Raw genomic sequence first — 18,281 nt, 5'->3', positions numbered from 1 at the left:
CACAGCAGGCCTGGTATTTACCAGACAATCTTAGTCCAAAAAGCAATACTTTAGATCCTCGATCCCGTATGTTGCAGGAAGTTGGAAACCATTTATAAAAAAGGTTGGTGTGAATGCGATGTCCATCTTTGCACACCAGGCCTGCATTGCAGCTATTTTTGCATTCTGGCTAAGGAGGATATCTTCACCTAAAGGGTAGCGGGCTGCAAAAGCTTCATAGTTTTTATCCGCGGAGTGATGCCAATCACCTAAAACATCATCGATGCTGAATTTTCCACTTTCGTAAAGGGCAAGAAAGTGCCTTACCGGATAATATCTTTTATCGTCTGAGTTAATACCCGAGGTAAAAATAATCCTGATGGATAGATTGGAACTGGTATTTAACAGGTCTTTAAGTGCATCATGAACTAACGAACAGGGTTTACAATAGGGATTACATACCTTAATGATTTTATTCGCTGCATTGGGATCTCCCAGCACAATGCCCAGACCCTCCGGGTCTGTTAGCACCCGAGGCTGATGAAAAAGTTCTTTTTTTACGTGTTCCGGATTCCGTTTAAGCCTTTGAAATGCCAGCTTTCCTTCTCTAAACTCTTTAGCCTTAAGTAAAACGGCCGATAAGCCCGTGGCTGAAATAAAAGGGATTATCCATAAGGTTACCAGTTTTAATATTTCAGTGGGCGCAAACACAAAAGCATTTCCCAGCCCCCCAAAAAAACCGGTTAGACTGACCCCAACAAGGATAACTTGCACCGACAGACACAACATACACCAGTTTTTTGCTATTTTCCACTGATAATAAAGAGAATAGAAAACATATAATGTTCCCAGCAGATTCATTTGCCAAAGGGTACTCAAGGCGGCAGCATGATCATATCCTTTTACCATGATATATAAAAGTCCCCCAACAAAATAGGAAAAACCAATTGTGCTCCACTTAATCCCGAACAAGCCGGCCCCTTTTGAATCAAGAACGGCATTACAGTTTAGTTTTTTACTGATTCCGCAGACAGCCTGGACTGCGGGACTATATCTGTCTACATCATGCCAGATCAGCAGTGTGGCTATTGCTGATCCTGCCAGTAACAATGTTCCTGTAATAAACGGTATAATGGCTGCAAGGCCGTGGTTTATAAAGCCTAAGACACTTTGGGCCAGGAATATCAGCGGTAGGATAAATATCGAAAAAACCTGAAGATATCGTGTCCTTCTTTCCAGCTGCACCTGTAGATCATATTTTTTTTCTCCCGCTGCCTCTCCCGCTTCCGCCATAAGCACCACACCAGTAAACTGTTTTATAAACGAAGTTTTATCATCATACCCCCATCTTCCTACCCTGCTATCGTAATGGTAGACCTGTTTATCTGTTATTTTTTTTATCACGGAAAAAAACTGATTGTCATCATTTTTCCCCTTTAACTGGACCAGGAAAGGCGGAGGGATGTTGAGGATTTTACTGGGGGAAAATCTCCCGGTGACGTTTTTTATTCCAAAACTGCTTAAAACCTCACTTATGCTTAACAGACTCGGATAAAATGGATGTTCTTCAATTTCTTGCTGTATGGTGGTGTGCGAAATCTTTACCTTTAGCGCGCTTACAAACTGAAGTGCGGTTTCGGCAATCCTGGATGGTGGTGAGAGTAGATTGAGCATTTGTTTTTAAATTCAGATTGTAAATTATAGGTATTCAGTCATTAAATTATGTTACAGGTAAAAACTGTTAAAAAACAGACATTGAATTTATTATTTGTTACCACCCCGAGTAGTAACAACAAAAGAATATCGCAGAATTCCAAAACGACGACTGCGCAGAAAAATTTTTCAAAAAACGGATGTTTCACGTTTCGTTTTGAATTCCTCAAAACTATTATTCAATACCTTGGATCTAAGCATCTCTTTCCCGACGCATATGATCGAACAGATAAATATGTTTCAGGCCAGATCCCAGCGAAATAACTAAGGCTTTAGTAAATTTAAATAAAAACTATATCAATTACCAAATTATTTTTCTTTTTCTATTTTTCATTCAATATTAATCTATCAGGCTTGATCCAACGGAGAAACGATCCCTAAAACTAACCAGCCATCAGGTTATATAACCAGATCATCCAATTTTGTGAATACTATCATTTTATTCTATTTCTTCAAACCGGTAAACCGGTGTGTTAAGTTTAACAATGGTAAGTTTTATACCGTAATACCTGAGCGATTTGGCTAGGGCCTGCAGGTTGTCAAATTTGACGGTAAGGGAAAACTTTTTGGTAAAAACAGGATCGGGCTGTACAATTACCACCTTTTTAACCTTTTCCTGGATCAGCCTGGTCAGTTCAGAAAAGTCATGGTGTTCGATCGCTGCATAACTATCTGAGGAGGAGGATCGTGACATGTGGGCCAGCGAATCGGAAGCAAATTTCACTAATAAATTACGATTTTCGATCTCCAGCGATATTACATCCAAAAGACTGTCCCTGATCGCATATTTTAAATTGAGCTGGTAAAGGATTGTATCAAGGATATTTTTTTTGTTATTTTTAAGTTCGCTCTTGTAACAATATGAAATGCATGCTTCCTGCAGTGCTTTAGGGATCACTATCTGCTCGGTACCAATATCTAAAAGTGTAGAAATTCTTGGAACAAGCCTATACCCTATGACCATCTCCTTGTAGGGAAATTTCCCTACCCCTCCCCTCGACCTGACAGAACCAAGGGGTTTTGATGTTACCGGGCCCATGCTAAAATATTCTTTTACGTGCTCATCATCAAAATACCCCGCATACCTATCATAGAGGTTATCGTATAATTTATCGGTATCGGTAGAAATAGATGTTTCTGCCTTCTCTTCACTATCAACCGGTTTTCCACCCAAAATACTGCTGATGATTTTGCTGTTTATCGATCCTGAATGACCGAACCACCGGATTTTGTTTCTGTTATCGATAACGACACAAAAAGGGATCGCATTTGCCATGAAGTTATCATAGGTCTGCCGGCTTGTATCGGTAACAACAATTGAGCTAAAAGGGATCCGTTTTAACATAGGGATCACTTTTGATACTTTTTCTTCGGTTAGTGACAAGAATATTAGATCAGAGTTTGATCTGTTCTCCTTTACTATTTGATTAAAATGGGGAACGGTTTCAAGACATGGGGCACACCATGTTGCCCAAAAGTCGATAATGATAAATTTCCCCGAAAATCCTTTGGATTTTGGCACGTTCTTGAGCCAGTCTGTGATGACTATCTCGGGAGCATCCTGTCCAATTTTAAGCTGTGCGAAGGCATTAAAATGCCCAAGTAGAATGCTTATGGCTACTAAAAAATATCTCTTGAACATAATTAACAGCTATGATTTTGATTTAATTTAGATTTAGGAATTATACCCAATGCCAAATACAATTAATAGATGGCTAGGTTTAGTTTTTTTCCTTAAAATGGTACACAGGCATTTTCTTTTTGACCACCATTGCTTTTATCCCGTAAGACGCTAATGATTCAACGAGGTTTTCCTCATTGTCGACTTTTACAGTCAATGATATTTTGCTTTCAAAGAGCTTAGCCGGATTTAGGAAAACAGGTCTTTGAAATTTATCTTCAATCAGTTGTACCAGCTTACTAAAACTTTCCTTGTCAATCCCGGCATAACTTTTCGACCACGAGGTATGTCCTACCTGAGCAGGTGAAACATCAGATGGTATAAACCTGCGAAACAGTTCTTTATCTGCAATTTCCAGCTGAAAAACCTCCACTAAACTATCCGCGACCACGGGCTTCAGGTTCAATTCATCAAAAATGATGTTGGAGACCTGCTTTACCGATGTCTTTTTTTCGCTTTTATAGCAATATGAGATATAGGATTTGGATAGATTTGCCGGTAAAACGACTTGGCTTTCTGAAATCCCCAAAAGAGTGGCCATACGATACGGAAGACTCTCGCTGATAATCATTTCGTTATATGCATTATTCCGGCTTAAAAAAGATGAACGGTTGTGACTGAACATGGATAGGGTCATACTGAAGTACTCTTTGAGATCCTTATCATTGATATATGTTGAATATTTTGCGACAAGTGCAGCATACATTTCATCCACTTCCTTTGTTATCAATAACGCTTTTTTCTCAGGGGATAATGGAAGTGATTTTTCCTGCATGACTGCCTGGATCATTTCGTTACTTAGCTCACCCGGGTTACCCACCCATCGAATAATACCGTTATTATCTATCATTACGCACAAGGGTATAAACTTCACCTTAAAGTTATCAAGTGTTAGTCTCGTAATATCACTGACCACTGCGGATGAAAATTGAACTCTTTTTAACAACCAGTTTACCTTTTCCTCATTCTCGTCAGTCATTGCTAAAAACAGGAGGTTTTTATTCGAGATGTTTTTGGCGACTAAATTATTGAAATGGGGAACAGTTTCCAGGCAGGGAGCACACCAGGTAGCCCAAAAATCGATCACAATAAACTTGTTCTTTAAATCTTTTATCTCCGGGACATTTTTAATCCATGAGGTAATTTCAATGTGGGGTGCCTGATCACCAACCCTTGGTTGACTCCAAACATCAATTGAATGAAAAGCAATTAAAGCAAAAAGAAATATTGTCCTGAACATAAGTATCTGAAATTACAATAATAAAGAATCGGTAGCTACCCCCTAAACAGCCAGCCCTGGACCCCGGAAATTCCGCAATATCCCGCAATCAAATGAATCACAAACCCACAATTCCCAAAAAGAACACCTAAGGGCCGTATTTTTTCTTAAATAAACCATAGGGACATCATATGTATTGATCAAGACATACAAGTTCAGTAAATTCTTTTGAACCTGATGAATTAAATCACAATATACTTAATTTTAAGTAAAAATATCTAGTGTACTACAGTCTTGCCCTGTCAGGGCCAGCGGCGACTTCGTTCCGGAACAAAAGATATAGCGTATCGCCCCACTCGCACGCAGGCACCAAAGAAAAAAAAAGATATCCTCAAATTGTATGAATGCCGGACATCTGCCACATCCATTACCGATTCCATTATTCCCATTTGGAATATTATTACTAAATTGCTGTTATCTAACCAAAACATACCCTCATGAAAAACCCTATTTCGTGCATCTTTATAGATGATGAACTTACCGCGATCAATATCCTGGAAGACTTCGCCTCTGAAATGCCCAGGCTGAAAGTACACAGGACATTTACCAACCCTGTCGAGGCACTGAGCGAGATCAGCGGAGAATCAGACAGGCAGCTGATCTTTATGGATATCGATATGCCATCCATGACTGGCCTCAGGCTGGCCGACAACCTGAAGCACAGCCCCCATAAGATCATTTTCACTACCTCACATGCCGAACATGCGATCGCTGCATTCAAAGTGCGCGCGAAACATTATTTGTTAAAGCCATTCAACATTGGCGATTTCGCTGAAGTGGTAAACCAGGTCATCAGTGAATATTATGACAGCCAGATACTGGTAAGGGGAAACCGGAAGGCATTCTTCCTGCGCACCAACGGAGAACGCGGTAAACTGATCAAGGTATTGAAAAAGGATATCATCTATCTACAGGGTTCCAATAACCATGTACACATCTACACTCCGGAAAATGACTATTCGGTTTACATGACCATAAAAGAAATGGAGGAGCTTTTGAGCAGTGACCGTTATTTCTACAGGGTGCACAAATCCTATATCATCAACACCCGGTTTGTACAGGAGATCAACGGGCATACAATCGATCTTGGCAAATACGAAGTGCTCATGACCCCGCAATACAAACAGGCCTTTATGGATGAGGTATCAAAGGATATCTTGATCTCAAAAAGGCTTTAGGCTACCCGTTGCCACGTCCGATTGGGTGGTGACGGTTGTAATAATGGTTATCGTCGTTGTGGTCGGATCACTGGTGCCGGGAACGGCATCTGGGCTTTGCTGCCTGCGGAAAACGAACACCGTTTTCCTGCTGGATTTTATGTCGTTAATTCTTTTCATGGGGGAAAACTAGCCCGATGAAAAAGGCAAAAAGACCAACTTACGCCAAGCGGCTCCGGCCCGTGGTAAAATGGATTTTTAACTTAAGGAACAAAATGAAAAACTGGATTAAAACCAACCGCTGGCATATCCTTGGCTGGCTGATATTTATAGTTTACGAAAATCTTGTGGTCGCCCTGACGGTAAAATCGTCGCTGCCCCTTTCCGCTTATGTAACCCATTATGCGATCAACATCGGGCTTTTCTATTTCCATTGGTCAATGCTGCGCAGACTGCTATTTATAGCCGGACATTATCGCTTTCTGCTTTTTCCACTGGTATTGGCTGAGATCATTGTTTATGTACTGCTGAATAACCTGGCCAGCCACCTGAGCCCTACACCGGCAAAGGCGATATCACTGGCAGGCCTTATGAGTAATTGGAAATTTGTTTTTGCAACTGTATGGAGGGCAATATATTTCATGCTATTCTCCACCGCCTACTATTTCTTCAGCGAATACATCAGGCAGTCCGGGCGGACAGCAGAACTCGAAAAGGATGCAGCGGCGAAAACAATCAGTGAAAAACAGACGCTGCTTGAACTTGCCGAGGCCAGGAATGCGAACCTGAAATCACAGATCAACCCGCACTTTCTCTTCAATACCCTTACCTATATCTATAATAGCACCCATAGGACAGAGCCGCGTTCGGCAGAAGCGGTCAGGTACCTGACCAAACTGATGCGTTATGCACTCGAATGTGAAAAGGGACCCGAGCTAATGCCCCTGGAGGCCGAGATCAGGCAGGTTGAGCACCTCTTACAGCTCAGCCGGATCAAGCAGCCCAGTCTGTTTGTAGATTTCAGTTACGACGGGCAGGTGGAGGAAACGGCAATCATTCCACTGGTCGTGCTCAGCCTCACCGAAAACATGGTCAAGCACGGCAACCTAAGCGTAGAAGAAGATCCCGGTAAGATAAGACTGGCTTTGCAGGGTAATAAACTGGAAATAGAAACAGTAAACCTGATCAATACCGGACTGAATGACACTGGATTCCACACGGGACTTGTAAACATAGAAAAACGGCTGTCCCATACTTATGGTGAAAGCTCTGACATTAATTATGGCAAACAGGGCGACTATTTCAGAGTGTTGGTGATAATTAGATTGTAAATGCCGGAACAAAAATGACTGACCGCTAAAATAACTACTTAATATATTGGATTTTAAGATGAGTTTTTACCTCTAACAACTTTATCAAATAAGCTTGGTTGTAGACCGGCAAGGCAACAGCCTGATATGCTATCGAACAATCCATAACTTCAAATACCCTGCTAGCTTCAGCCTTTAGTTATTTGATTCCAACCTACTTTAGAATTTACGCTTCATCTTGTGAACTGTTTAAACAGCTTTTGAGCGGATTCAAGTGGGAAGTGGTCACTACCAGCTTGTTATCGATATTTTTTCGACCTGAAACACACTTCTGGGGCATTCTCCAATGGGTAAAAGCAAAAAAATCATTTTTTGAGAGGTGCCGATAGGTCGCAAATGTATGGTGGAAAAAAAGCACAAATGGCACTACCCTTCCACTTGTAGCACAATCCTTCGTCGACCCACAACATCCAATCACGGGTAGAAGCAAATCACCTTTCGGGCGTAGCCGTTAAGGCGTAAATTGTGGTGGGAAATCACTTAATAACACCCAGCAAAAAAATGAGATTTTGCCATGGCGTTTATCAATAGCGCGTGAGCGGTTGCAGCGGCATCCTTTTGGAACAAAAGATACAGCGGAAGACGCGACCCTTTAGGGGCACGCCCAAAAAGAAAAAAAAGTCTTTTTAAAAAGAATATCTAAATGAAAATCTGCAAATGATCGACCCGTTTTCTTCCCCTAACATTAAGAGTATGTTTTTCATTGGTTCAAGATTTGGTTAGATGGATCAAATTGATCTACAACACAAATCTGCAAGGAAGAAATGAGGGATTTTCCGACAAATGTCGGTAAATGAAAAAAGTTGATACTGAAATTTAAGTATTCGGGGATAGTTCCAAAAGGTTTAGTGGCAGTGGCAAATTGCACTATCCATACCATTTGCAGCACAGTCCTGCGGCATCCCAAAACATTCTCTGACGGTTAGAAGCAAAAAAAACACCTTTCGGGCGGAGCCGTTAAGGCGCAAAAGTGTGGTGGGAAAACAGCAGCAAATTGCACTATCCATACCACTTGCAGTACAGTGCTGCGGTATCCCGCAACATTCCCTCACGGTTAGAAGCAAAAAAAGCACCTTTCGGGCTGAGCCGTTAAGGCGCAAAAGTGTGGTGGGAACACAGCAACAACTTGCACTATCCTTACCACTTGCAGTATAATCCCACAGTAACCCACAACATTCTCTCACGGGTAGAAGCAAAAAATCATTTTTCGGGCGGAGCTGATAGGCCGCAAATGTGTGGAGGGAAATCAGCCTGATAAACATCCAGCATATAGAAAAGATTAAAAATTTGGTTGCTTTACGGCCATGTGATATATTAGTAAAAATTACGCACTCCAATGAAACCAAAAATAACCGCCTTTGCAGACGAGTTTGGCAATAATTCCTTTGACTTTGATTCGCAGGGCTCTCATTTTATTGTCGCAACTGTCATCACAAAAAATGAAAATCTGGATAAACTGCAATCGGAGATACATAAAATCCGAAAAGTCCATCATTTTCAGACTGGTGAAATTAAGTCTAGTAAGGTGGCGGGAAATCACGGGAGACGGCTTAGCATACTCAAAGATATTTCCAAGCTCGATATCTCCGTTTTTGCCTTGGTTGTTGATAAGCGGAAGTTAAGTGGTGAAGGGTTCAAATATAAAAAATCATTCTACAAATACCTCAACGGATTACTTTACAAAGAGTTATTTAAAACATTTCCGGATTTGGACCTATATGTTGATGAGCATGGAGGGAATGACTTTCTTTTGGAATTTAAAAAATATGTACACAAGATAAAAGTTCCGGATTTATTTTCAAGCCTGGAACTGAATATCCACAACAGTAAAAACAATGTCTATATCCAGTTGGCAGATTTTATGGCTGGTACGCTAGGTTATATATACGATGAAAATAAGAAGTCTGACCACAGCCCAGTTTTCGAAGAAGTGATTCATCCTATTTTAACGGGTATAAAGTTTTTTCCACCTGAGTATTCGTTTGCAGATATTTCCGAATATAATATAGACAAGAATTTCGATGAAATGATCGCTAAAATATGTTTCCTAAGGATTCAAGATTTTTTAGATAAGGTGACCGGCGATGATCAACAAAAGATCGACCAAATAAATTTCCTTAAATTACTGCTACTTTACCAAAGATCGAATATCAGCAGCCGCTATATATCAACAAACGAAGTCCTTAACCATCTGAACCAAAGTAGAAATGAAAAATTATCAGTTGTAAGTTTCCGATCAAAGGTAGTAGGTAGCCTTCGGGACAAAGGAATTGTTATCGCCTCCAGCAAATCTGGATACAAAATCCCTTCAAATGCAGAAGACCTCACGAATTTTATTGAACACGGTAATCAGATATTACTTCCTATGCTCAATAGAATCAAAATGGCTAGGGAAGCTATTAAATTAGGCACCGTCAACGGGCTCGACATTTTGGATAATTTCACTGAATTAAAAGCCATTTTTGATCCTCAAAAAGATGTTTCCTCTAAATAGTCAATGGTATTTAATCCTATTTTGATAATCAGATCTTAAGTTTATGGTCCTTGGAACTGTCGCAATTATTTTAAGTTTAATGATTGGCTTGATCCCCTCATTATTTGAGATTAGGGCACCTATCCTAATGGGTTAAAAATGTTTACTGTTGAAAAGGATTTGAAATCTGAATGATGTGAAAAGACAATAACTAATCACCTTTTCCCTGAGAACTTATTTTAAGATTGGCAAAGATGCGTTACAGCCGGAATATTTATTAACTTATTCCGAACTTATTTTAAATTTAAAATAAGTTCACAGAATCGATTCTGATATCGAAAGAAATACCATAGCCAGACACAAAAACATGAAAATTACCGCACTCTTTATCCTGGAACATGAATACCTAAATTATAAAGCTCAAATGATCAATTTAGGTGGAAAGTTTTTTTATGAAATTGAGCCTATTTCGAAACGAGGGCATCACATAAGTAGAACACCTAATCCAAAGCATATTGATGGGTTTTATAATGTTGGCACTTCCCATATCCGGATTGAGAATGTTTCAGCTATTGTAGGACAAAACGGAATTGGAAAATCCAGCATGTTAGATATCATAAGGAAAAGTTTTGTCGACAAATCAAATGGCTTGCCTTATTCAAAATATTTCCTGATCCTTGAGGACGATCAGGATATACCATTTTTTGCTTCCGAAGATATCGATAATGTCTTTTTTGAGGAAGAAGACGGCTTTAGGCCTTTGGCGAAACTGGAAGACAGAATTGTACAAACCATTTACTATTCTCCGCATCTTGACTTCAAATATAATCCCAATTTTGATGAGATTGATTATTTTGATATATCTGCTGACAATTATCTTGAACTTGATCTACAGAGAGTGAACGAAAAGGGCAAGAAAAGCAACGGGTTGGCTTACAGCGTCAAGGAAGAACTTCTTTTTAAGAATGCCGTCAGGCAAATCCAATTCCTTTCCAGTCCTCTGGTAACCAGGCAAAAGGTATTTCAGGAGCTTTTCGATTTTCCAGACCACGGAGAGGCATACCTTGATTTCCGTGGAACTGAAATTGATAAAAGTCCCCGTAATGTTCCAAGGACTTTTCTCTATCCCATTGACCAGGTTCTTGATAAGATCAATAAAGAGGCCAACGCATATCATACGTTTCGAAAAATTGACAAAAATGGCAACGTAACAAATCAGGCAGAGGTTAACGGATACGTACTTAAAAGGGACATTCTTAGTCTTATCCTATCAATTGTACATCGCCAAATGGATGTCAGTAACAGTTACCTCAGCGAAAACGAATTCGATGAGCAGGAATTTAACCGGAATTTAAAAACGGAAACAGCACTCGATTCATTCTACTCGTTTTTTAGGAATGCCTATGTCTTTACCGCCAGGGGAAAAGAAAACCCGTTTGACATTGGAGTTATCGAAGCTTTGGTAAATAAGCTTTATTCCATAATAGATCAGCTTAAAGACAAAGGATCAATAGGGGACAAGCGTATAAAAGTTGCCGCCAATGACGCAATTGATCTCCTGAATCTCCAGAGAGATATGGTTTTTGAAATTTCAGATTATTATAACAAACAATTGAAACAACATGATAAGGACTATTCAAACATCAACTTTCTGGTACAGGGATTAATCTATTATTCTCCTGCAAAAAAGAAATTAAGCTCTGGTGAAAATGCCCTATTGAACTTTTTTTCTAAACTCTATGATTTTTTGGAATTCAAACTCAATGTAAAAACTAACCCAAAACCTAATCTGCAGACCTTTGTGTTACTATTGGACGAAGCTGACCTTGGATTCCATCCGGTCTGGAAAAAAAAATTCGTCAAGGCCATCGTTCAGACTATACCCCATTTTTTTGATCGATATCCCCAAAAGCCTACTTTACAGATCATATTAACTACCCATGACCCACTAAGCCTCTCCGATCTTCCCAGTAGCAATGTAGTATACCTAATGGCCGACGAAACACATATATATACAGATGATAAGGATATCAAAAACACTTTTGGCGCAAATATCACAGACCTGCTGGCGGACTCATTTTTTCTTAGTGATGGATTGATCGGGGATTTTGCAAAAGATAAAATCAAGGAGATTGTGAACTGGTTGAATCAGGCTGACAACAACGACGGGGCGGGCCATTACAAGAAGCTGATTGAGATCATTGATGAACCAATTGCCAAACGAAAACTTGCGGAAATGTATGATGAAAAAATGAACAGCAACCTGCAACTAAGTGTAATTGACCAGCAAATCAAAGAATTGAACCAGAAAAGAAATCAGCTTACCAAATGATCAATATACCTACAGACTCACTGAAAATTGCACAAGCCAGGCACGATTTTCTAAAAAAAATGAGACCACTGGTTACCAAAAGAATAACAACCTACAACGGGCGCCACTCGAAGAGATTCCTGAGATCACTAATTCCTGATATTGACAAAATTCTAATAGGAGAACCATCTGATTTGGAGATATTTAACAATAGAATCTCCGGAATCGCGACAGCAAACAACATAAAAGCAATAAGAAAGGTTTTCGATTATGAATGGTTTATCGCTAAAACAAAAACCCGGTATAGCGCATATCATCTAGCAAAAGCGCTGGAAGTCAATGTCTGTGTCTATTGCAATCGAAATTACACCCACACTGTTATAAGCAAAGACAAAGAAAAAATCACAAGGCCGCAATTTGACCACTTTTTTAACAAAAAAAACAATCCACTACTTGCCCTCTCGTTCTATAACCTCATTCCCTCGTGTAGCATCTGCAACTCTGGAATAAAACATGAGGCAGATTTCGATCTGACTTTTCACAACCACCCATATGTTGATGATTACATCGATGATTTTTCATTTACCTATAAGTTTACCAATGATGAACCAAGCGGAGTAGTCATCAAGACAGAAACTTCTAATATTAAAGCGCATAGAACCCTCAAAGATCTTAAAACCGATCTGATATATAACACACATTCTAGTGAACTAAAGGAGTTACTTAGGTTAAAGTATGCATTTTCCGAAAAATATCTGACTATACTTAAAGCCAACATTCTCCAGGGAACCAACATTCATCGCAAAGAACTTTACAATATGGCATTCGGGACCGAGGAAGATGTTAAAAATTTTGGCAACCGGCCATTCAGTAAATTCAAAAATGACATCCTCAAAGAATTAGGTATAATATAATTCAACTATTACTAATTTCGCCAAAGACGGTTTTTTTATCTCATTTGGATAAAGACCTAATCTTAATCGTATGAAGCCGATAAAAAAATATTAAAGAACTGATGAGATAGTCAGGACTTCCCTGTTTCCAAATGAACCAAACAGTAATCCTCAATTCGCATCTCCCTTCAACCGTTTCTTTGAAACAAAAGATACAGGGAAAATACCAGTCATCAGAGACAACGCCAAGACATCGCTAGGAACGGTAGTTGGCATTTTTCTCAACTTTAGGTTACTGTCAGTTAAGCTGAAGAGAAAAGATCTGCCCATAAAGTTTTTTCAGGTGTTCAATCGAAAGATCCATCAAAGGTTCGTACATAAACGAATTGACATGGATATTTTCCGCCGTCATTAAAAGAACGCTATCCATCATCCCCAAAACCGCCTTATCTTCAGGGAACTCATTCCTATATTGCTTTACGATCTTTCCCGTCTGTTTTTTAAGTATGTTATCATGGAACTGCACATTCTGTATTTTACCGATCATAAATCTTTCGGCCCGCAGCCTGATCGCAAGGGAAAGGCAGAGCTTGACCTTAAGGTCGGTAAAATCAGGTTCGTCGTGGGCAAACAATATGGCCGCCTGCTCCATTATCAGATCGAAGACCTTTTTTCCGGGGTCGTTACAAACAGGGTTGAGATTAAAGACAGAATTGAATATACTCTGTATCTCACCTTTGCCGAGGTCTGCTGAAGCGGCAATCCCCTCCTCTGGACGATGGGGTTTCATGTGCAGGAGAGACGTCAGTGTCAGATACCTTATATCCCGTTCACCCACGGTAAATTCGATCAGGTTCCTCACAAAAGGGATACACGCAATAAAACTCAGGTTACACTCCGCGTATTTTCTTCGTAACTGCGGAAAGACATCCCTCTTTTCGCCAATGCGCAAGGTCGCCGCGGTTGTGCCCTTTATCCCCATCCAGTTTCCCTGGTAATTTATTTCATCTCCCAGCCGGCTTTTGAAAGTCCTGTAAAAATCGAAATTGTGGGTAAGCACAAGCATAAAAAAGTTCTCTTCCTCAGAAATATCTTTCAGGTACTGGATGATCGCATACTTATTGCGATAGTCGAAGGAATCAGCTATGTCATCGACAATTACCAGCTGCTTCCTGTCTGACCTGCGCTTCACTTCGAACTGGAAAATAATATTGAGCAGGTAAAATACACGGAGCTCCCCGGTACTCAGGCTAGTCTGCAGTTCGCCCCCACCAAGATCCATATAGCCGTGGGAGTCCCTGTACCGAAAAACCAGCACCGGAGCTTTTTCATTGAGGATTACATCATCCTGGTTCCCGACAATGAGTTCAAATGGCACCGAGAACCTTTCGTTGAAAACCTGGAGTACATTTTTCCAGTCTTCCTGCTCGGCCTTAGCCTCCTGGATGACAGCGCTTCTCTCGGCCTCTGTTTCATCATGGATATCCAACACATGGTTTGCTGTGTCCCTATTGGCTGCAATGTAATGCAGTATGAGCTTTTTCCTGAATCCATCAACATCGGCCAGCTCATTTAGTACCTGTTGGTTCTGATCGATAAACGCCCTGAATTTCCTGAGTTCGGTATTGGAATTCAGTGCCTTGTCGATCTCATCGAATTTATTTTTGAGGTCCGGATTATTCAGAACCTTATCGCGTTCTTCAGCAATCAGCCGCTCCAGTGTTTCGATATTGTCTATTTCCTGGTCTTTGATTTTCACCTTGTGGTTTGCCGCAAAAAACTTGTTCTCTTTCAGAGATTTACTTACGGTATCCGCATTATAATGGTTAAATGTCCCTTTCATGAAAAGGCTTTCATTCTTATTCACCAGGTCATCATAAATACCGATGTATTCGGCTATCTTCCGGTTAAAATTTTTACCCTGAAGGAACTTCAGTACCTTATCATTAAAAACCTCATTATAAATCACCCCCTGATAAACCGGATCAGCTATTTCTTCAATCTGATCTTTAAACTGCCTCAACAGCTCAAAAACACCCATTCCAAAAACAGTACTGAGTTCCAGCTCGACGAGATTCGCCTTTATACCAAAAAATGGCTGCAGTATATTTATGAACTCCGTCTTGGAAGATAGCACCTTTTCGTTAAGCGCCAAATACCTTTCCCGCAACGCGGCATTGGCCAAGATGGTACTGGCATCCCTGAAGGTGGGTTCGCGCATTCTCTGGATAACGAATATGTCTTCGGGGAGAATCGGCGAGCCGTCCACGGTAACAGCACGACTGTTTGGCCGGTCCCTGAATATCCTGTCCATAGAGACCTTCCCCTCCGCAATGTCTTCAAAGGTCTGGGCTAGCGAGGATTTCATCATCCCATTGGGCGCGTAGATAAGCTGCACCTTTGATTCTGAAAACCTAAACTCGTGTACGAGTTTATTGATCCCGTAACAGTTTTCGAGGTTAATTTTGAGTGAGTCCATTAAATTAGATTATTTGTATTAAATATAAAGCTATGGAAAAATTGGACCAAAACCGCATTTATAACCGTGGACTGCCTACCCATAAATAAGTAATGTATCCAAAAACCTCCCGAAAAAAACCGTAAACCCTTTGATTTGAAATACCATCCCCTATTTTTGCGGGGGAAAGCAACTAACCAAACCCAATTGCTCATTAACGCTCATGAACAACCAAGATTACCTCGAAAAAACCTTTCTGGAGGAACTGAACTACAAAATATGGTCAACAAAAGGTGCCCGTTTCCATGCACACAGCAGACTGAAACGGTTGTCAAAGATTTCAGGGCTATGCAACAGCCTGATTTCGGTTTACCTTACGGCAGCCGGACTATTGTCGGTTTACAACATCTACAACTCCCAATGGATAAGTGAGAGTGTGACAGCTTATTCTGTCACCTGCCTTTCGATCCTTGCTCTGGTTTTCGGGCAGATTGAAAGCGCCAAAGACTTCAATGTAAAAGCCAAAGAATTTCACGCATGTGGACTGGAACTATCTGAACTGTATAATGAACTACGGATATTCAAAACACTTAGGCCCAATGCAAACGATCCGGAAAAGGAGGAGTTTGCAAAGTACTCATCAGGAAAGTACCAGCGGATACTCGAGAAATACGATAACCATTTGCCAATCGACAATTCGCGTTTTAAAGCTACTAAACCCGATTACCATAATATGTCTAGTTTTGACGTATTTCGTGCATGGTTCAATTACCATGTATCGACGTTTTTCATTTACTATTTCCTTATCGTTATACCACCGCTGGTTATCATTATTTTCTTTGTGCGTACTTAGGCTGTTTTCCGGCTTAGGTTGACATAACGTTTTTTTAGAGACTTAAACCAAGTTGCACCAATAGTATTAATTGATTGTATTTACAAACAATGAAAGTTAATAAAGAGGTGGACATTAGGATAGTTTAGGGATAATTAACTCGAACTAACTATATTCACGTATAACCACCAAATAGCGAACGACCATGCCAACTCTATATATTATCGGAAACGGATTTGACCTTCATAATGGCCTCAAGACTAGTTATGCAGATTTCCATCGATATATTATCAAAAACAATAAAGAACTCGAAAGTCAAATTGACCAATATTTCTATATGTCAACCAACGCAGAGTACCTTTGGAAAGACTTCGAAAATGACCTTTCTACTTTCGACACAGAAGGTTTCTATGAGGCTTACGACTTTACCGATGTGATGAGCGATAGCTTTAAAATTAGCGAGACTTACGGACTACAAGATGAAATTGAGCAAGAAACCGAGCGCCTTACCGACTCAATCAAAGAAGGTTTCACAGACTGGGTAGAAGAAATAGAATTCCCTGAAAAAGAAGTATGTAATGTTTTCCATGCGGAGGATGCATTTATCACATTTAATTACACCAATACCTTAGAGCTTATGTATGGCATACAGACTGAAAGAATCCTGTACATCCATGGAAGTGTGGAAGGTCATGACGAGTTAATCTTTGGCCATGGGGAAGAAATCGAAACTGAAGATGATGGACTTGATGAGGATGGTAATTCTACCCGTACCATGTTTACCGATGCGAGGAATGCTTCACAGTACCCCCTCCATGCACTCTTCAAGGATACCGATAGGATATTGAAAACCCATGCTCCATTTATCAATGGTCTTTCAGGCATCAATACGATATGCGTTCTTGGGCATTCCCTGGGCAAAGCCGATTGGCCTTATTTCGAAAAACTTTCACAAGTTTTCCCAGATGCATTTTGGAAGATAAGCTACTACAGTGAATGGGAATATGAAAGTTTGGCAGAAGTTGCGCTAAAAATAACAGGTATCCCAGAAAACCGGCTTAAAATGATCAGGATTGATGAACTCTAGCAAGCCATGTCCCGAGAAGCCTACCTCAAAACCTTCAATTTACCCTACCTTCACCGGTATTATACGAAAGCCCATTCCATCTCCTGATGCATCAACTTGCACAGAAATATTGGTAAACAACCTCACTACTTTTATTTGAATGAAAAATAATGCGCCTTTGTTAACAATACCTTAAACGAATCATCATCAACAGCTGCGTGAGCGGGTGCAGCGGCATCCTCCCGCAGGGAGATACAGCGGAAGACGCGCCCCTTTAGGGGCACGCCCAAAAAATAAAAACAAAAACTCCTTCCGGTAGAATCTTCGCAAAGAAAAAACAACAATACTATTTCAAACAAAAACATATGCAATTCACCCCCATCGCGAACTGAAAAAAGAGAAAGCTAAAGTAGCACTGTATACCCCACTCAGCCCCCACACTCATTATAAGCCCGCACAATCTCCTCCCTGTCCCGCACCGTATACCTTTCCCCCGCCCTCCCATTCTTTCAGCAGCCCCGGACAGTCCGCGATCAGTCCCGCTATGCGTTTCCTTGCCCCGATCACATTCAGATATACCACCTTATCCCCCTTTACCATAACCGGCAGCGTATTCCCCGGCACATACAGTTTATAGAACGAAAGCTTTCCCTTAACCACCTCATGAAAAAAACGGGACCCATCGCCCGGCAGGGTGACAAATTTGTAGGCGGTATCCACATCCACAAAAACAAATGCCCTGATATCTCTAGGCTTCAGCTTCTTGGTTTCCCCACCACCTTCCACCGTGATTGACTTGGAAAAGGCCGACAGTTCCGTTCTCCCGCGGAGATTGGTGTAGGCCCTGATATCGCAGTCAATAGTATCACCGGCATGGGTAAGATAATAACTGCCGTTTTTTTGGCACAAAGCCGAAAGGGATAAAAAGGACAGTAAAAAAAGCAGGGTGTATTTCATGGGAAGCGTTTGTGCCACTAATATAGGAAATTGGCGGATTTAAATGGCGGCGATTGTTAGGCTGGACAGCAACTGTCTAAACAACTCCTTTCAAGATTCGCCACCGGGCCAC

General features: G+C 40.7%; 12 protein-coding genes. 7 read left to right on the top strand and 5 right to left on the bottom strand.

Going from position 1 to position 18,281, the window contains the following annotated elements:
- Positions 1–30: 30 nt before the first annotated feature.
- From ACTJKC_RS01945 to ACTJKC_RS01935, 3 genes are all read right to left on the bottom strand, one after another.
- Positions 31–1,653, bottom strand: a complete 1,623-nt coding sequence (locus ACTJKC_RS01945; RefSeq protein ID WP_440789777.1) for a vitamin K epoxide reductase family protein — start codon at positions 1,651–1,653, stop codon at positions 31–33.
- Between the two features lie 478 nt (positions 1,654–2,131).
- The gene (locus ACTJKC_RS01940) at positions 2,132–3,334 is read right to left on the bottom strand and encodes a TlpA family protein disulfide reductase (RefSeq protein ID WP_440789775.1); all 1,203 of its coding nucleotides are present in this window, start codon (positions 3,332–3,334) and stop codon (positions 2,132–2,134) included.
- A 79-nt stretch (positions 3,335–3,413) separates the two neighbouring features.
- The gene (locus ACTJKC_RS01935) at positions 3,414–4,613 is read right to left on the bottom strand and encodes a TlpA family protein disulfide reductase (protein WP_440789773.1); all 1,200 of its coding nucleotides are present in this window, start codon (positions 4,611–4,613) and stop codon (positions 3,414–3,416) included.
- A gap of 476 nt (positions 4,614–5,089) precedes the next feature.
- Between ACTJKC_RS01935 and ACTJKC_RS01930 the strand changes: the two genes are divergently transcribed.
- From ACTJKC_RS01930 to ACTJKC_RS01910, 5 genes are all read left to right on the top strand, one after another.
- Positions 5,090–5,830: a LytR/AlgR family response regulator transcription factor gene (locus ACTJKC_RS01930; protein WP_440789771.1), complete on the top strand. Its 741-nt coding sequence runs from the start codon at positions 5,090–5,092 to the stop codon at positions 5,828–5,830.
- Between the two features lie 176 nt (positions 5,831–6,006).
- Entirely contained in the window at positions 6,007–7,140 is a 1,134-nt protein-coding gene (locus ACTJKC_RS01925; protein ID WP_440789769.1) for a sensor histidine kinase, read from the top strand.
- 1,375 nt (positions 7,141–8,515) lie between these two features.
- Entirely contained in the window at positions 8,516–9,673 is a 1,158-nt protein-coding gene (locus ACTJKC_RS01920) for a DUF3800 domain-containing protein (protein ID WP_440789767.1), read from the top strand.
- 346 nt (positions 9,674–10,019) lie between these two features.
- On the top strand, positions 10,020–11,984 hold the full coding sequence (locus ACTJKC_RS01915; RefSeq protein ID WP_440789765.1) for an AAA family ATPase: 1,965 nt from the start codon (positions 10,020–10,022) through the stop codon (positions 11,982–11,984).
- A complete protein-coding gene (locus tag ACTJKC_RS01910; protein ID WP_440789763.1) occupies positions 11,981–12,877 on the top strand; it encodes a hypothetical protein in 897 nt (298 codons plus the stop codon). The genes ACTJKC_RS01915 and ACTJKC_RS01910 overlap by 4 nt, the downstream gene beginning before the upstream one ends.
- Before the next feature lie 277 nt (positions 12,878–13,154).
- Here ACTJKC_RS01910 and ACTJKC_RS01905 read toward each other — a convergent pair whose 3' ends face one another.
- Positions 13,155–15,335: a hypothetical protein gene (locus ACTJKC_RS01905; RefSeq protein ID WP_440789761.1), complete on the bottom strand. Its 2,181-nt coding sequence runs from the start codon at positions 15,333–15,335 to the stop codon at positions 13,155–13,157.
- Positions 15,336–15,537: 202 nt separating this feature from the next.
- On the opposite strand from ACTJKC_RS01905, the gene ACTJKC_RS01900 reads away from it, so the two are divergent.
- Together ACTJKC_RS01900 and ACTJKC_RS01895 are read left to right on the top strand one after the other, a co-directional pair.
- Positions 15,538–16,167 (top strand): SLATT domain-containing protein, encoded by a 630-nt coding sequence (locus ACTJKC_RS01900; protein WP_440789759.1) that lies wholly within the window; start codon positions 15,538–15,540, stop codon positions 16,165–16,167.
- Positions 16,168–16,351: 184 nt separating this feature from the next.
- Entirely contained in the window at positions 16,352–17,233 is an 882-nt protein-coding gene (locus ACTJKC_RS01895; protein WP_440789757.1) for a bacteriophage abortive infection AbiH family protein, read from the top strand.
- A gap of 423 nt (positions 17,234–17,656) precedes the next feature.
- Here the strand turns inward: ACTJKC_RS01895 and ACTJKC_RS01890 are convergent, their stop codons facing one another.
- Complete coding sequence (locus tag ACTJKC_RS01890; protein ID WP_440789756.1) at positions 17,657–18,169, bottom strand: hypothetical protein; 513 nt, start codon at positions 18,167–18,169, stop codon at positions 17,657–17,659.
- Positions 18,170–18,281 lie beyond the last annotated feature (112 nt).

The organism is Pedobacter sp. 22226, assembly GCF_052045455.1.
In the GTDB taxonomy this organism is placed as follows: domain Bacteria; phylum Bacteroidota; class Bacteroidia; order Sphingobacteriales; family Sphingobacteriaceae; genus Pedobacter; species Pedobacter jeongneungensis.
The sequence above is the reverse complement of the archived record's forward strand: the minus strand, read 5'-3'. Positions and strand labels throughout refer to the sequence as shown.

Coding starts and splice junctions, on each gene's coding strand:
- ACTJKC_RS01945 (WP_440789777.1), bottom strand. CDS start 1,653: ATGCTCAATCTACTCTCACCACCATCCAGGATTGCCGAAACCGCACTT.
- ACTJKC_RS01940 (WP_440789775.1), bottom strand. CDS start 3,334: ATGTTCAAGAGATATTTTTTAGTAGCCATAAGCATTCTACTTGGGCAT.
- ACTJKC_RS01935 (WP_440789773.1), bottom strand. CDS start 4,613: ATGTTCAGGACAATATTTCTTTTTGCTTTAATTGCTTTTCATTCAATT.
- ACTJKC_RS01930 (WP_440789771.1), top strand. CDS start 5,090: ATGAAAAACCCTATTTCGTGCATCTTTATAGATGATGAACTTACCGCG.
- ACTJKC_RS01925 (WP_440789769.1), top strand. CDS start 6,007: ATGAAAAAGGCAAAAAGACCAACTTACGCCAAGCGGCTCCGGCCCGTG.
- ACTJKC_RS01920 (WP_440789767.1), top strand. CDS start 8,516: ATGAAACCAAAAATAACCGCCTTTGCAGACGAGTTTGGCAATAATTCC.
- ACTJKC_RS01915 (WP_440789765.1), top strand. CDS start 10,020: ATGAAAATTACCGCACTCTTTATCCTGGAACATGAATACCTAAATTAT.
- ACTJKC_RS01910 (WP_440789763.1), top strand. CDS start 11,981: ATGATCAATATACCTACAGACTCACTGAAAATTGCACAAGCCAGGCAC.
- ACTJKC_RS01905 (WP_440789761.1), bottom strand. CDS start 15,335: ATGGACTCACTCAAAATTAACCTCGAAAACTGTTACGGGATCAATAAA.
- ACTJKC_RS01900 (WP_440789759.1), top strand. CDS start 15,538: ATGAACAACCAAGATTACCTCGAAAAAACCTTTCTGGAGGAACTGAAC.
- ACTJKC_RS01895 (WP_440789757.1), top strand. CDS start 16,352: ATGCCAACTCTATATATTATCGGAAACGGATTTGACCTTCATAATGGC.
- ACTJKC_RS01890 (WP_440789756.1), bottom strand. CDS start 18,169: ATGAAATACACCCTGCTTTTTTTACTGTCCTTTTTATCCCTTTCGGCT.